Source organism: Streptomyces sp. NPDC046759 (genome assembly GCF_040645475.1).
Classification (GTDB): domain Bacteria; phylum Actinomycetota; class Actinomycetes; order Streptomycetales; family Streptomycetaceae; genus Streptomyces.
On the sequence record NZ_JBEYYJ010000025.1, the window covers coordinates 62,717 to 77,359 of the forward strand.

At 71.1% G+C, this 14,643-nt stretch carries 14 protein-coding genes; 9 read left to right on the top strand and 5 right to left on the bottom strand.

Annotated elements, in window-relative coordinates:
- The first annotated feature begins 52 nt into the window (after positions 1–52).
- The 5 genes from ABZ919_RS29420 (at position 53) to ABZ919_RS29440 (ending at position 3,657) form a co-directional block, all read left to right on the top strand.
- Positions 53–232, top strand: coding sequence for a hypothetical protein (locus ABZ919_RS29420; RefSeq protein ID WP_031164587.1), 180 nt, complete (start codon positions 53–55; stop codon positions 230–232).
- 10 nt (positions 233–242) lie between these two features.
- The gene (locus tag ABZ919_RS29425) at positions 243–536 is read left to right on the top strand and encodes a Dabb family protein (RefSeq protein WP_361253508.1); all 294 of its coding nucleotides are present in this window, start codon (positions 243–245) and stop codon (positions 534–536) included.
- 186 nt (positions 537–722) lie between these two features.
- Complete coding sequence (locus ABZ919_RS29430; RefSeq protein ID WP_361253643.1) at positions 723–1,571, top strand: RNA polymerase sigma factor SigF; 849 nt, start codon at positions 723–725, stop codon at positions 1,569–1,571.
- 326 nt (positions 1,572–1,897) lie between these two features.
- On the top strand, positions 1,898–2,836 hold the full coding sequence (locus tag ABZ919_RS29435) for an RNA polymerase sigma factor SigF (protein ID WP_361253510.1): 939 nt from the start codon (positions 1,898–1,900) through the stop codon (positions 2,834–2,836).
- Between the two features lie 38 nt (positions 2,837–2,874).
- Positions 2,875–3,657, top strand: a complete 783-nt coding sequence (locus ABZ919_RS29440; protein WP_361253512.1) for a hypothetical protein — start codon at positions 2,875–2,877, stop codon at positions 3,655–3,657.
- Between the two features lie 27 nt (positions 3,658–3,684).
- Here ABZ919_RS29440 and ABZ919_RS29445 read toward each other — a convergent pair whose 3' ends face one another.
- Positions 3,685–3,882: a hypothetical protein gene (locus ABZ919_RS29445; RefSeq protein ID WP_361253513.1), complete on the bottom strand. Its 198-nt coding sequence runs from the start codon at positions 3,880–3,882 to the stop codon at positions 3,685–3,687.
- Positions 3,883–4,088: 206 nt separating this feature from the next.
- Here ABZ919_RS29445 and ABZ919_RS29450 point away from each other — a divergent pair, with 206 nt between their 5' ends.
- From ABZ919_RS29450 to ABZ919_RS29465, 4 genes are all read left to right on the top strand, one after another.
- Entirely contained in the window at positions 4,089–4,595 is a 507-nt protein-coding gene (locus ABZ919_RS29450) for a MarR family transcriptional regulator (protein WP_361253515.1), read from the top strand.
- 13 nt (positions 4,596–4,608) lie between these two features.
- A complete protein-coding gene (locus tag ABZ919_RS29455) occupies positions 4,609–7,161 on the top strand; it encodes an MFS transporter (RefSeq protein ID WP_361253517.1) in 2,553 nt (850 codons plus the stop codon).
- A 101-nt stretch (positions 7,162–7,262) separates the two neighbouring features.
- A complete protein-coding gene (locus tag ABZ919_RS29460) occupies positions 7,263–8,084 on the top strand; it encodes a YceI family protein (RefSeq protein WP_361253519.1) in 822 nt (273 codons plus the stop codon).
- Positions 8,085–8,133: 49 nt separating this feature from the next.
- Positions 8,134–8,607: a PPOX class F420-dependent oxidoreductase gene (locus ABZ919_RS29465; RefSeq protein WP_361253521.1), complete on the top strand. Its 474-nt coding sequence runs from the start codon at positions 8,134–8,136 to the stop codon at positions 8,605–8,607.
- Here the strand turns inward: ABZ919_RS29465 and ABZ919_RS29470 are convergent, their stop codons facing one another.
- From ABZ919_RS29470 to ABZ919_RS29485, 4 genes are all read right to left on the bottom strand, one after another.
- The gene (locus tag ABZ919_RS29470; RefSeq protein WP_361253523.1) at positions 8,608–9,366 is read right to left on the bottom strand and encodes a TetR/AcrR family transcriptional regulator; all 759 of its coding nucleotides are present in this window, start codon (positions 9,364–9,366) and stop codon (positions 8,608–8,610) included.
- A gap of 141 nt (positions 9,367–9,507) precedes the next feature.
- Entirely contained in the window at positions 9,508–10,893 is a 1,386-nt protein-coding gene (locus tag ABZ919_RS29475; RefSeq protein ID WP_361253525.1) for an MFS transporter, read from the bottom strand.
- Between the two features lie 63 nt (positions 10,894–10,956).
- Positions 10,957–13,155: a glycosyltransferase family 39 protein gene (locus ABZ919_RS29480; RefSeq protein WP_361253527.1), complete on the bottom strand. Its 2,199-nt coding sequence runs from the start codon at positions 13,153–13,155 to the stop codon at positions 10,957–10,959.
- Complete coding sequence (locus tag ABZ919_RS29485) at positions 13,152–14,630, bottom strand: bifunctional glycosyltransferase family 2/GtrA family protein (RefSeq protein WP_361253529.1); 1,479 nt, start codon at positions 14,628–14,630, stop codon at positions 13,152–13,154. Before ABZ919_RS29485 ends, ABZ919_RS29480 begins: the two co-directional genes overlap by 4 nt.
- Positions 14,631–14,643 lie beyond the last annotated feature (13 nt).

Here is a 14,643-nt window from a genome sequence, read left to right on the forward strand (position 1 = left end):
CGCAGGGCGGACATACAGGGGCGCGCAGGGCGCACGCACAGGGGAGGCCGCGGTGGCGGTGAACGCCAAGAAGATCGCCGTATACGTGCTCGTGGTCTTCGCGCTGTACGTGATCATCACGGACCCGGCCAAGGCCGCCGACTACGTCCAGATAGGCTTCGAGGGCATATCGGACGCGGCCAAGGCCATCGGCGACTTCATGACCTGGGTCGCCAACGGAGGAAAGAGCTGAGGTACCCCCCATGATCCGCCACCTGGTCCTCTTCAAGCTCAACGAGGGCGTCGAGCGCGACGATCCGCGGGTCGTGACGGGCGTGGAGGCCTTCAGGTCGCTGGGCGACCGGATCGAGGAGCTGCGCTTCTGGGAGTGCGCCTGGAACATCAGCGACCGGCCGATCGCCTACGACTTCGCGATCAACTCCGCCGTCGAGGACACCGACGCCCTCAAGCGCTATCTGGAGCACCCGGCCCATCAGGCGGGTGTCGCGTTGTGGCGCGAGTTCGCCACGTGGGTGATCGCCGACTACGAGTTCTGAGCCGACGCCCACCCGAGCCCCCTGCCGGAACGGCGGGGGGCTTTCGTGTGTTCGGCGCCCCAACTCGTCGTCCCCGCTGTCAGAGTGCGACCACAACACGGCGTTATGCGGTGCTTGCGCAGCGTGCACATGTCTTGTGATGCTATGACCGCTTTTGACGGATGATTGACCGATGAAGAGGTGGCGTTGACCGTGTCGGCCAGTACTGCGCCACCCCAGGAGGAGGCAGCCACTCCCGCTCCCGCGCCCGCCTCCCCGCCACCCGAGAAGCGGCGCGGCGCCGACACCCGCGCCCTGACCCAGATCCTCTTCGCAGAGCTGAAGCAGCTCACGCCCGGCACGCCGGAGCACAACCGGGTGCGGGGGGCACTGATCGAGGCGAACCTCCCGCTCGTGCGCTACGCCGCCGCCCGCTTCCGCTCCCGCAACGAGCCGATGGAGGACGTGGTCCAGGTCGGCACCATCGGCCTGATCAACGCCATCGACCGGTTCGATCCCGACCGGGGAGTCCAGTTCCCGACCTTCGCGATGCCGACGGTGGTCGGCGAGATCAAGCGGTACTTCCGGGACAACGTCCGCACGGTGCACGTACCGCGCCGGCTGCACGAGCTGTGGGTGCAGGTCAACAGCGCCACCGAGGACCTCACCACGCTCTACGGCCGCTCCCCGTCCACCGCCGAGATCGCCGAGCGGCTCAGGATCAGCGAGGAGGAGGTGCTGAGCTGCATCGAGGCCGGGCGCTCGTACCACGCCACCTCCCTGGAGGCCGCGCAGGAGGGCGACGGCCTGCCCGGACTGCTGGACCGCATCGGCTACGAGGACCCGGCCCTGGACGGCGTGGAGCACCGGGATCTGATCCGGCATCTGCTCGTCCAACTCCCCGAGCGCGAACAGAGAATCCTTCTCCTCCGCTACTACAGCAATCTCACCCAGTCGCAGATCAGCGCGGAACTCGGCGTCTCCCAGATGCACGTCTCCCGGCTCCTGGCCCGCAGCTTCCAGCGCCTGCGCTCCGCGAATCGCATCGACGCGTAGAAGGGCCCGAGGCGGAGCACAGCGGGCGCACGGAAGCACACCCGGGAACACGGCCTGCATCGCAAACCCGAGCGATCCATCACCGCGGCGAGCGAATCGCTCACCAGCGCAGATGCCGACAGTTCAGCCCCGAAAAAGCGTCAGACCCCCTCTTTCCAGGGCCGATTCACCTCACACATGTCGACATGTCACTACAGCGTGTTGCCGACATGTGACATTCTGCGGAAGACGCGTTTGCCGAGCCTTCCGTGCCGGTATTCAGGTGAAGGCTGCGTTGCTCGAAAGACGACGCCGCCACGACCGTCCCGCGACCCAAAGGGGGTGGCATGTCCGCAGAACAGGGCAGCTCGAAGGTGCTGACGCCCGCGACCAGCGAGGCAGCGCCCAAGGAGCTCGACGCACTCGACGTCCTCGACGGCATCGAGGGCGTCACGGCCCTCGACGCCGTGCCGGCCCCGCCCGCCCCGGCGGCCGCCGACCTGCCGGCCCTGCCGGCCGCGGGTGACATCGACACCCGCACTCTGTCCCGATCCCTGTTCCTGCGGCTCGCCGCGCTCGACGAGAACAGCCCCGAGCGTGCCTACGTCCGCGACACCCTGATCGAGCTGAACCTGCCGCTGGTCCGCTACGCGGCCGCGCGCTTCCGCTCCCGCAACGAGCCGATGGAGGACATCGTCCAGGTCGGCACCATCGGCCTGATCAAGGCGATCGACCGCTTCGACTGCGAGCGGGGCGTGGAGTTCCCGACCTTCGCGATGCCGACGGTGGTCGGCGAGATCAAGCGGTTCTTCCGGGACACCTCCTGGTCGGTCCGGGTCCCGCGCCGGCTGCAGGAGCTGCGCCTCGCCCTGACCAAGGCCAGCGACGAGCTGTCCCAGAAACTGGACCGCTCCCCCACGGTCACCGAGCTGGCCGCCGTCCTCGGCGTCTCCGAGGAGGACGTGGTCGACGGCCTGGCGGTGGGCAACGCCTACACCGCCTCCTCGCTGGACTCCCCGGCCCCCGAGGACGACGGCGGCGAGGGCTCGCTCGCCGACCGGCTCGGCTACGAGGACACGGCCCTGGAGGGCGTGGAGTACCGCGAGTCGCTGAAGCCGCTGCTGGCCAAACTCCCGCCCCGGGAGCGCCGGATCATCATGCTGCGGTTCTTCGCCAACATGACCCAGTCGCAGATCGGCGAGGAGGTCGGCATCTCGCAGATGCACGTCTCCCGGCTGCTGACCCGGACGCTGGCCCAGCTGCGGGAGGGCCTGATCTCGGACTGACCCTTCATTTCTGACGACCCGTCATCCACACTGGCCCGATGCTGCGAGCGACAGGGCCGCGCGGGACGGCCGGGACGACAGGTGCGAGACGGACTCGTGGCCGCCGAGGCGCCGTAACGGCAGCGTCGGCGGCCGTCGTCGTCCTGGGCGGGGTTCTGGCCGCCTGCGGGGACCACGGCCCGGGCGGCGGCTATGTCGCGGTCGGCGCGGCCGGTGGCCCGAGGGGGAGCGCGGCGGCCGCACCTACGGGGCCGGTGACGCTGGTACCGCTCGACGGCGGCGGCGCAAGGGGCAACCCGGTCTCCCGCGAGCCGGGTTCGCCCCGGGGGAACAGCGCCTCGAATGCGGCCCCCGGCAGCCCGGAGCGGACGGCACCTCCACCGGGCACGCCCAGCCCCTCTGGCGCGCCCAGCCCGTCGGGCGCGCCCCGCCCCTCCGGCGGCCCGGGCGCCGGTACGACACCGCCCGCCGCCTCACCGCCCCCGGCCCCCGGACCCAGCAGCAGGCCGCCCACGCCCGCCGACCTCTTCTGGGACGGGCCCACGACGAAGCCGACCGATCAGCGCTGGTGCCAGAAGGTGACCGTCGGCTTCCGCAACTCCGGCGGGACGGCGGTGCGTTCGGGCTCGGTGACGTTCGGGACGCACATCATCGGCGCGCTCGGCATCGACTGGGGGACGGTCGCCTCGACGGTCGACCTCCCGGTGCCGATCGCGCCGGGCACGCAGAGGAACCCCACCTGGACGGTGTGCGTCGACGCCTGGCGCGTGCCGCTCGGCATGCACATCGAGACGCGGGACGTGTCCGTCCAGTGGGAGTGAGCCCGGGAGGCGAGTCCCGGGTGAGCTCTACTTCAGCGCGAGCCAGGCGACACCGGCCACCACGGCGATGGCGACGATGACGCCGATGATCAGGCCGATGCGGGGACCGGAGGATGCGGCCGCCTGCTGCTGCCGGCCCTGGGGAGCCTCGTCGACGAACGCGCGGAACATCTGGGTGTTGCCGGCGGGGTCGTAATTGCCCTGGGGGCCCTGGGTGTTAGCCATGGCCCGAGACCTTAGCGAAGACGGGCCGGGCCGCCCAAGTAGGGGGCCACCGGGACAGACGGGGGCACCTCGCCCGCACCGACCTGCATGTTTACAGTTGCAATACTTGCTTTTGTCAAGTTTTTACTCACCTCGACCCCCATTTATTTGCCTGCAGCAACCAAACAGGATTATGGTTGCCCCAAGCAACGAATGCGGGAGGTGTGATGGCGGAGCAGGCGCAGTTCGAGGAGCTGGCACGTCAGCTCAGCGCCGTCGGAGCCGTGAAGCGGGACATGGGGCGGATCCTGCCGCCCGACTGTCCGGCCGGCTCGGCCGCCGTGCTGACCCTGCTCGGGCGCCACGGGGACATGCGCATGAGCAAGCTCGCCGAGCTGCTCGCCGTGGACATGTCGGTCACCAGCCGGCATGTGGCGCACGTCGCCGTGCGCGGCTGGATCGAACGGCACCCGGACCCGGCGGACAAGCGCTCGCGCATCCTGCGCCTGACGCCCGCGGGCCTGGAGCAGCTGCACGAGCTGTCCCGGCGCACCACGCATCTGCTCGCCGAACGGCTCGCCGACTGGACCGACGAGGAGGTCGCCCAGCTGATCCGGCTGATGACCCGCCTGCGCGAGTCCTTCGGCGACTGCCGGGCCACCCAGTTCCGGCTCCCGGCCGCCGTGGCCGCCCCCGCAGTCGAACAGACCACCCGTACACCCGCAAGCACGTAAGAAAAGGAAGCCCATGGCAACGACCACACCAGCCGGTGTGCGGGCTCATGCCAAGCACGGGGGAGGCTCCGCGGAGCACGCCCCCATGACGCACCGGCAGATCATGGAGGCGCTGTCCGGCCTGCTTCTGGGCCTGTTCGCCGCCATCCTCTCCTCGACGATCGTCACCAACGCACTGCCGACGATCATCAAGGACCTCGGCGGCGGTCAGTCCGCCTACACCTGGGTCGTCACCGCGGCGCTGCTCGCCCTGACGGCCTCCGTGCCGCTGTGGGGCAAGCTCGCCGACCTGGTCAGCAAGAAGGCCCTCGTCCAGATATCCCTGGTCATCTACATCATCGGCTCCGTCGTCGCCGGTCTCGCGCAGAACCCGGCGATGCTGATCGGCGCACGTGTCATCCAGGGCCTCGGCGCCGGCGGTCTGTCCGCCCTGGTGCAGGTCATCATGGCCGCGATGATCTCCCCGCGTGAGCGCGGGCGGTACTCCGGCTACACCGGCGCCACCTTCGCCGTCGCCACCGTCGGCGGCCCGCTGCTCGGCGGCGTCATCACCGACACCTCCTGGCTCGGCTGGCGCTACTGCCTCTACGTCGGTATCCCCTTCGCGCTGATCGCGCTGGTCGTCCTGCAGAAGACGCTGCACCTTCCGGTCACCAGGCGGAAGGTCAAGGTCGACTGGACCGGCGCCTTCTTCATCACCGCCGCGGCCTCGCTGCTGCTGGTCTGGGTGACCTTCGCCAACGACAAGTACGACTGGCTGTCCTGGCAGACGTACACGATGGTGGGCGGCACGATCGTGCTGGCGCTGCTGTTCGTGTTCACCGAGACCAGGGCCTCCGAGCCGATCATCCCGCTGCGCCTGTTCCGCAACCGCACGATCTCACTGGCCTCGCTGGCCTCACTGTTCGTCGGTGTCGGCATGTACGCGGGCACCGTCTTCTTCTCGCAGTACTTCCAGCTGGCCCGCGACAAGTCCCCGACGATGTCCGGCGTCATGACCATCCCCATGATCGGCGGCCTGTTCGTCGCCTCCATGGTCTCCGGCCGGTTCATCACCAACACCGGACGCTGGAAGGGCTGGCTGGTCGCCGGCGGTGTGTTCCTGACGGCCGGTCTGGCCCTGCTCGGCCTGATGCGCTACGACACCCCCTACTGGGAGCTGTCCGTCTACATGGCGCTCCTGGGCATCGGCGTCGGCATGATGATGCAGAACCTGGTCCTGTCCACGCAGAACCAGGTCACCCCCAAGGACCTCGGCGCCGCCTCCTCCACCGTCAGCTTCTTCCGCTCCCTCGGCGGTGCGGTCGGCGTCGGCGTGCTCGGCTCGGTGATGTCGGAGCGGATCACGCACTACGCCAAGGACTCCATCACCGACCTGAGCCCGAAGGCGCGGCTGGCCGCGGCCAAGGCCGTGGGCGGCGGCGAGCTGCCGGACATGAACGCGCTGCCCAAGCCGGTCCGCAACTGGCTGGAAGGCGCCTACGGCCACGGCATCGCCGACGTCTTCCTCTACGCGGCCCCCTTCGCCCTGATCGCGTTCGTCACGGTGCTGTTCATCAAGGAGGTTCCGCTGCGGACCACCGGCGCGCTGACCCAGGCCGCGCAGGAGAAGGCCGGCGCCGTCGCGGAAGCCGCCGCCGTCGAGACCACCCTGGAGGACACCGTGCAGGAACCCGCAGCGCAGCAGGTGCCCAGCTGGGCCACGCCCGTCGTGCCGGACGCCTCCGCCGAGTCGCCGGCCACGGCAGCGGCCGCCCACCCGGTGGCGACCGCCGTCGCCACGATCGCCGGGCCCGGTACCGGTGGCGGCACCCCGTTGCACGGCTTCGTCCGAGGTGCCGAGAGCGCCCCGGTCCCGCAGGCCGCGGTCACCCTGATCTCGCTGTCCGGCCGCCAGCTGGGCCGCGCGGTCGCGCAGGCCGACGGTTCCTACTCCGTCGACGCCCCCGGCACCGGCAGCTACGTCCTGATCGCCTCCGCCGACGGCTACCAGCCGCAGGCCTCCACCGTCGTGGTGGGCGAGGAGCCGCTGTCGTACGACATCCTGCTCAGCGGCACCAGCGGGCTGACCGGTGTGGTCCGGGCCGCCGGGAGCGCGCTGCCGGTCAAGGACGCCATGGTGATCGTCACCGATGTGCGCGGTGACCTGCTGGCCACCGCCGCCACCGGTGAGCAGGGCCAGTTCGCCCTCACCGACCTGGTGCCGGGCACGGTCACCCTGGCCGTCAACGCGAACGGCTTCCGGCCGCGTGCGCTGCCGGTCGAGATCGGCGCCACCGGGGTCACCCGGATCGAGGTCGACCTGGACGCCGGCGCCCAGCTCCAGGGCGTGGTCCGGGCCCCGCACGGCCCGCTGGCCGACGCCCGGGTGACCCTCGTCGACCAGGCGGGCAACGTGGTCGGCACCGCCACCACCGGCGCCGACGGGGCGTACGCCTTCACCGACCTGGACAGCGGCGAGTACACCGTCATCGCGACCGGCTACCCGCCGGTGGCCACCGCGCTGACCCTCGCCGGCGCCGGGGCCGACGGCCACGACATCGAACTCGCCCACCCCGGCGAGTAGTTCCACCCGGCCCGTGGCGGGGCACGCTCCGAGCGGAGGTGTCCCCGTCACGGGCCGGTTCACTACGACCATTTTGTAAGGCTTTGCAGGGAGAAAACGGGATGGGACTGACCGCGAAGATCCGTACGCGGGACGGGTGGGCCGTGTCGCACGCGGTCGTCACGGTGACCGACATGACCGGTACGCAGGTGCTGCGCGCCGACGCGGACGCCGAGGGAGCCGTACGGGACACCACCGAGCTGACGCCGGGGGCGTACACGGTGATCGTGACGGCCGTCGGCTACGCGCCCGCGGCCTCCTCCGCGATCGTCACCGCGAGCGGGCGGGCCGAGGTCGGCACGATCACACTGGCCCGGCAGGGCGGCACCGAGCTGCCGCCGCCCGGGCCCTGGACCATCGACCCGGTGCACTCCTCCGTCGCCGCGGTCGCCCAGCACCTGGGGATCTCCAGTGTGCACGGCCGGTTCACGGAGTTCGGCGGCACGATCGAGATCGCGCCGGACGACGTCGCCAAGTCCCGTGTGGAGGCGGTGATCAAGGCCGCGTCCATCGACACGGGCAACGGCATGCGGGACACGCACCTTCGTTCGGGTGACTTCCTCGACGTCGGGAACCACCCGGAGATCACCTACCGCTCGACGGGCCTGACCCAGTCGGGCTCCGACCGCTGGACGGTCCAGGGCGAGCTGTCCATGCACGGCGTCGTACGACCGGTGGACCTGGACCTCGCCTACCTCGGCACCGGCGCGGACCCGTGGGGCGGCACCCGCGCCGCGTTCCGCGCGACGGCCGAGCTGCACCGCGAGGACTTCGCCATGAACTACAACCAGGTGCTGCAGGCCGGTATCGCCGCGATCGGCACGACCCTGAAGGTCGAGCTGGACATCCAGGCGGTGCAAGGGGACGCGCTGCCCCAGGCGTAGGCACAGCAGGGTCAGCCCCGGGGGCCCGCACTGCCCCTAGGCTGCCCCCATGGCACCGAACATCGCTACCAACACCCGTGTATCGCTGGACGAGCTGCTGGACTTCGTACGACCTCGTCACCGCGCCCTGCTGATCACCCGCCGGTCCGGCGGCGGGCCGCAGGCCTCCCCGCTGACCTGCGGGGTCGACGACTCGGGGCGGATCGTCGTCTCCACCTACCCCGAGCGGGCCAAGACCCGCAACGCCCGGCGCGACCCCCGGGTCAGCCTGGTCGTGCTGAGCGACGACTGGAACGGCCCCTGGGTCCAGATCGACGGCACGGCCGAGGTCGTCGACAGCCCCGACTCGGTGGAACCCCTGGTCGAGTACTACCGCAACATCGCCGGCGAGCACCCCGACTGGGAAGAGTACCGCGCGGCGATGGTCAAGCAGGGCAAGTCGATCATCCGGGTGACGCCGGAGCGCTGGGGACCGGTCGCCACCGGAGGCTTTCCGGCGCGGCTGGCTGCGGGCGAGGAGTAGTCAGCCGCGGCCGACCATCGCCTCGATGCCGGCGACCAGCAGGTCAAGGGCGAAGTCGAAGTCCCGGTCCAGCATCTCGCCGACCGTGTCGCCGCCGCGGGCCGCCATGATGTCCGTGGACTCCTTGACCACCTCGGCGGTCCCGGGGGCCTCGGACACCATGGCCATGGCCTGCTCGTGGTACTCGTCGGGGCTCAGCCCGGTGTCCGCGATCCGGGCGATGAAATGGCTCTCGATGGTGCCGAAGCCGTACACGAACTGGAAGACCGCAGCGATCGCCCCCGTCACTCCGCGCGCGGGCAGCCCCGCCCTGCGGACGACCCGCTGCACCGCGCGGGAGAAGGCCAGTGAGTTCGGGCCGATGTTGAGGTAGCGTCCCGCCAGCGGGGACAGCCAGGGGTGGCGCACCAGCAGGGCCCGGTACTCGGTGGCCAGTGCGCGCAGTTGCTCGCGCCAGTCCTCGGCCCCGGCGTCCGCATCGGGCAGCCGCAACTCCCCGAAGGCGGCGTCGAGGGCGAGTTCGAGCAGGTCGTCCTTGGTGTCGACGTACCAGTACAGGGACATCGCGGTGACGTTCAGCTCCGCGGCCAGCCGCCGCATGGAGAACTTCGCCAGGCCCTCGGCATCCAGCAGTCGTACGGAGACCGAGGTGATCCGTCCGCGGTCGAGTCCCGACGGCTGCCCGCCGCTCCGGCCACCGCGGCGGGTCTTCTCCTCCAGCCAGACGCTGGCCCGCGGGGACCGACCTGCTTCCTTCACCACCGGCACACCTTCCTAGTTTCCGGCCACTGGTCCAACTTAAGGGGCGCGAGGCTGCCTCGATATGCGGCTACCGCCGCGTGGGCGCGAGAAACCACCGCACACCCGCACGTGCCACACATACCCGGGCGCCCCGAGCTCTCAGGCGGCCTTCCCCTCCGCCCGCTTCAAAAGGCCCGCGGCCAGCAGCCCACCCGTCAGCACGGCAACGGCCCCCACCATCTGCCCGGCTCCGAGCCCGGCCGACAACGACTTCCCCGAGGCCACGGAAGAGCTGAGCACAGCACCCAGGACGGCAACACCAAGACCGTTCCCGAATTCGGCAACGGTGCCGTTGATGCCGGCCCCCACCCCGGCCCTCTCCGGAGGGATCGCGCTCATGATCGCGTGCGCCATCGCCGGGTTGGCGACGGCGCACCCCGCCCCGATCAGCAGCAGACCGAGCAGCGTCCCGCCATAGCCACCGGAGTCCCACTGCCCGACGGCCACCAGTCCCAAGGACATCAGCGCCATCCCGAGCGCGATGGACACCGGCGTCCCCAGCCGGCGGGACCACTTCGCCGACAGTCCCGTGAAGTTGAGCAGCACCACCGTCAACGCCAGCGGAGCGGTCCGCAGGCCTGCCTCCAGCGGCCCGTACCCGAGCACGAACTGAAGGTGCTGGGTCAGCAGGAACAGCGCTCCTCCCATGCCGAAGGTGATGAGCACGGCCCCGGCGACCGCGCCCATGAACCGCTGGTCCCGGAAGAAGCGGACGTCGAGCATCGGCTCGGCCACCCGGCTCTCCCACCAGGCGAAGGCACCGAGCACGACCACCGCGACGGCGGCCGTGCCCAGCACCCGCGCCGAGGTCCAGCCGTGGCGCGGGCCGGAGATGATCGCGAAGACGAGCGCGGCCATGCCGATGGTCGACAGCAGCGCGCCGAGCAGGTCCGGACCCTCGCCCCGAGGGTTCTTGGACTCGGGTACGAGAGCGGCCACGGCGACCAGGCCCAGCACCGCGACCGGGATGTTGATCAGGAAGATCGCTCCCCACCGGAAGTGGTTCAGTACGAACCCGCCGATGAGCGGGCCCGCCGCGAAGCCGAGCGCAGCGACCGCGCTCCAGACGCCGATCGCCTTCGGCTGCTCCTCGGGCGTGAAGATCTGCATGGCCACGGCCAGCGTGGTCGTCAGCAGCAGCGCGCCGCCGACGCCCATGCCGGCCCGCGCGGCGATCAGCTGGGTCGTGGACCCGGCGAGCCCGGCCACCAGCGAACCGGTGCCGAACAGGGCCAGCCCCGCGATCAGCATCCTCTTGCGCCCGTAGCGGTCGGCGGCGCTGCCGGCACTGAGCAGCAGGCCCGACTGCACCAGGGAGTAGGCGTTGATCATCCACTGGATGCCGGAGGTGGCCGCGTGCAGCTCACGGGTGAGCGAGGGGATGGCCACGTTCAGGACGGTGTTGTCGAGCAGCACGGTGAGCTGGGCGAGGCAGATGACGCCGAGGATCAGCCAGCGCCTGGGATGACCGGGGGACGAAGACATGTTGTACACCGTATAGCGTGCGCTATACGGTGTACAACACGGTTTTCCGTCGGCTGCCCTCCGTCAGCTCTTCTTCCGGGTCAGGTCGTAGAAGGTCGCCGAACCGACCGTCACCTTCCTGAAGGTGTTCTGGACCCACGAGCTGATCCGGGAGGCGGTGCCGTTGCTGCTGCCGCCCATGCCCCCGCCCATGCCGCCGCCCGCGATGAAGTAGTGGATCCTTCCCTCCGCCACGTACTTCTCGAACTGGGCGAGTGTCGGGGACGGGTCGGTGCCGTTGAAGCCGCCGATCGCCATCACCGGTTCACCGGTGGCGAGTTGATAGCCGGCCGCGTTCTGCGAACCGACGGACGCGGCCACCCAGGTGTATTTCGAGGCGTCCTTCTCCAGCAGCTTCCCGGCGGCGGAGGACACGTTCGCGCCGCTCAGCAGTCCGCCCGCACCACCGCCCGCCCGGCCGCCCTCACCCGTCCGGCCGCCACCGGGGAAGCCGTGGCCGTTCTGCAGACCCTGTCGGCCCTGTCGCCCCTGTCCGCCTTGACCCTTCTGTCCCTGCCGGCCGGGGATGCCGCCGCCGAAGCCGCCGCCCGGGAAGCCGTTGCCGTTCCGGCCCTGCCGGCCCTGCCGCCCAGGCGTGCCACCACCGCCGAGACCCCCGTGCAGACCGCCGCCGTCGCCGCCTCCGGGCCCCCCGCCACCGCCGAAGCCCATCATGCTCGCGCCCGCCGGACCGGCCGTCGGGATGGAGCCGGTGTGCGCGGAGTCCACCGTGCTCAGGGTGTACGCCGTCGGACCCGCGAGCGCGGCCACCAGCCCCACCGCCGCCGCCCCCAGGGCCGACCGCCGGGAGATCCGGCCGGCGAAGACCAGGCCCAGCGCGGCCGCCAGCCCGCCGATCAGCACCAGCCACCTCAGCCAGGGGAGATGGGCCGGGGTGCGGTCGAGCAGGACGTAGCCCCAGGCCGCCGCGGCCACCACGGCCGCGGCGAGGGTGATCGACGCCCAGATCTCCTTGCGCCGCTCCCACAGCAGCCCGGCACCCATGCCGACGACGGCCGCGAGGTAGGGCGCGAGAGCCACCGTGTAGTACTGGTGGAAGATGCCCGCCATGTAGCTGAAGACCACCGTGGTGATCAGCAGCGAGCCGCCCCACACCAGGAAGGACGCCCGCCCGACGGACGTACGGCGCGCCTTCCGGGTCGCCCACAGGCCCGCGGCCAGCAGGATCAGCGCGGCCGGCAGCAGCCAGGAGATCTGGCCGCCGATCTCGGAGTTGAACATCCGGTCCCAGCCGGTGGCGCCCCACATCCCGGCCCCGCCGTTGTTGCCGTTGCCGCCGGGGACGACGCTGCCGGTCTCGTCGCCGTTGATCCGGCCGAGGCCGTTGTAGCCGAAGGTCAGTTCCAGGAAGCTGTTGTCCTGCGAACCGCCGATGTACGGGCGCGAGGACGCCGGCCACAGCTCGACGATCGCCACCCACCAGCCGCCGGAGACGACCAGCGCGACGGTCGCGAGGCCCAGCTGGACCAGGCGCCCGCGCAGCCTCACCGGGCCGCAGACGGCGTAGACGATCGCCAGCGGAGGCAGGATCAGGAACGCCTGCAGGGTCTTTGCGAGGAACGCGAAGCCGATCGCAGTCCCGGCCCACACCAGCCACCTCGTCCGCCCGTCCTCCACGGCCCGTACGACGAAGTAGCAGGCCAGCGCCGTCAGCAGGGCGAGCATCGCGTCCGGGTTGTCGAACCGGAACATCAGCGCGGCGACCGGGGTGAGCGCGAGCACCGCGCCGGCGATCAGACCCGCCGCGGGGCTGAACCGGCGCCGGACGCCCGCGTACACGACCGCCACCGTGCCGACGCCCATGAGGACCTCGGGGGTGAGGATCGCCCACGAGTTCAGCCCGAAGACCCGGACCGACAGTTCCATCGGCCACAGGAAGGCCGACGGCTTGTCGACGGTGATGGCGTTGCCCGCGTCCAGCGAGCCGAAGAAGAACGCCTTCCAGGATTTGCTGCCCGCCTGCACGGCCGCGGAGTAGAAGGAGTTGGCGTAGCCGGAGGCGCCGAGGTCGCACAGGTAGAGGAGGAGGGTGGCGGCCAGCAGGCCGAGGAAGGCCGGGCGCGCCCAGCACGGGTCCTCGGGGCGGCCGCGCCACAGTCTGCGGGCGAACGGCTGCCCGGGCTCACCGGCCCGGGCGGCCTGCGGCGGTGCCGTGGGCGGCGGCCCCCAGACGGTCGTACGGCTCTCCTGGTGGACGGTCATCGGGGCTCCCCCGGCTCGGTGTCGTGAGGGCGCACCGGCTGCAGCCGCACGGTGGCGTCCCTCCAGTCGCCGTCCGCAGCCTCACCGGCGCGGACCTGGGTGGTCGTCTGATACGGGCCGTAGGGCCGCTGGTACGGCACCGGCCGCTGCGGGAACGGCGCACTCGGGGCGGCCGTCGTGCTGCAGGTCGGCGAGGAGGGGATGTGCGCGGCGACGACGGTGGCCGACGTTCGACCGCCGCGGTCGGGGAAGACCCAGGCACGGAAGAGCAGGAAGCGCAGCACGGTCGCGGCGAGGTTGGCGCAGATGAGCACCGCGAGCTCGGTGGAGTGTGCCGGGTGGCCGCCGGCCGCGTTCAGGGCGGCCAGCGAGCCGCTGGTCAGCGCCAGACCGATACCGAAGACGACCAGGCCCTGCGCCTGGTGCCGTACGGCACCGCCCCGGCCGCGCACCCCGAAGGTGAGCCGCCGGTTGGCGGCCGTGTTGGCGACCGCCGAGACCAGCAGGGCGAGGGCGTTGGCGGCCTGGGAGCCGCAGAACTGCCGGAAGCCGCTGTAGAGGAGCAGGTAGAACAGGGTCGACAGGCCTCCCACCACGCAGAATCCGACGAGCTGACGGGCAAGTCCCGTGGGGACGTCGGCCAGTTCGCGGTCCCGCGGATCGTCGCCGAAGGGCCGGGTGAGCCGGTCCAGCGACAGCGAACCGGTGGCGAGCGCCTTGCCGACCCGCCACACGCCCAAGAGGTCGTCGGTCGCCGTCTTCACGATGTGCACGGTGGAGTCCGGGTCGTCGACCCAGTCGACCGGCACCTCGTGGATCCGCAGGCCCGCCCGCTCGGCGAGCACCAGCATCTCGGTGTCGAAGAACCAGCCGGTGTCCTCCACCAGCGGCAGCAGCGCCTGTGCCACGTCCCGCCGGATCGCCTTGAAACCGCACTGCGCGTCGGAGAAGCGGGCCTGGAGCGAGCCGCGCAGGATCAGGTTGTAGGCCCGGCTGATGAACTCGCGCTTGGGGCCGCGTACGACCCGGGAGGTGCGGGCGAGCCGGGAGCCGATCGCGAGGTCCGAGTGGCCGGAGATCAGCGGTGCCACCAGCGGCAGCAGGGCGTTGAGGTCGGTGGACAGGTCGACGTCCATGTAGGCGAGGATCGGCGCCTCGGACGCGGACCACACGGTCCTGAGGGCGCGGCCCCGCCCCTTCTGCTCCAGGCGGACGTTGGCGACCTCGGGGATCTCCGCCGCCAGCCGCGCCGCGACCTGCGCGGTGGTGTCCGTGGACGCGTTGTCCGCGACCGTGATGCGGAAGGCGTACGGGAAGGTGCGCGTGAGGTGCTCGTGCAGTCTGCGGACGCACGGCTGCAGGTCCTTCTCCTCGTTGTAGACGGGGATCACTACGTCCAGGACAGGCGTTCCGGCGTCTGCGGCCGGGAGGTGCTCCCGCGCCGGCAGGGTGCCGGGAGAAGAGTCGGTTCGCATGGGACCGACTCTC

Coding starts and splice junctions, on each gene's coding strand:
- ABZ919_RS29435 (WP_361253510.1), top strand. CDS start 1,898: ATGTCCGCAGAACAGGGCAGCTCGAAGGTGCTGACGCCCGCGACCAGC.
- ABZ919_RS29455 (WP_361253517.1), top strand. CDS start 4,609: ATGGCAACGACCACACCAGCCGGTGTGCGGGCTCATGCCAAGCACGGG.
- ABZ919_RS29445 (WP_361253513.1), bottom strand. CDS start 3,882: ATGGCTAACACCCAGGGCCCCCAGGGCAATTACGACCCCGCCGGCAAC.
- ABZ919_RS29440 (WP_361253512.1), top strand. CDS start 2,875: ATGCTGCGAGCGACAGGGCCGCGCGGGACGGCCGGGACGACAGGTGCG.
- ABZ919_RS29465 (WP_361253521.1), top strand. CDS start 8,134: ATGGCACCGAACATCGCTACCAACACCCGTGTATCGCTGGACGAGCTG.
- ABZ919_RS29460 (WP_361253519.1), top strand. CDS start 7,263: ATGGGACTGACCGCGAAGATCCGTACGCGGGACGGGTGGGCCGTGTCG.
- ABZ919_RS29480 (WP_361253527.1), bottom strand. CDS start 13,155: ATGACCGTCCACCAGGAGAGCCGTACGACCGTCTGGGGGCCGCCGCCC.
- ABZ919_RS29425 (WP_361253508.1), top strand. CDS start 243: ATGATCCGCCACCTGGTCCTCTTCAAGCTCAACGAGGGCGTCGAGCGC.
- ABZ919_RS29475 (WP_361253525.1), bottom strand. CDS start 10,893: ATGTCTTCGTCCCCCGGTCATCCCAGGCGCTGGCTGATCCTCGGCGTC.
- ABZ919_RS29485 (WP_361253529.1), bottom strand. CDS start 14,630: ATGCGAACCGACTCTTCTCCCGGCACCCTGCCGGCGCGGGAGCACCTC.
- ABZ919_RS29450 (WP_361253515.1), top strand. CDS start 4,089: ATGGCGGAGCAGGCGCAGTTCGAGGAGCTGGCACGTCAGCTCAGCGCC.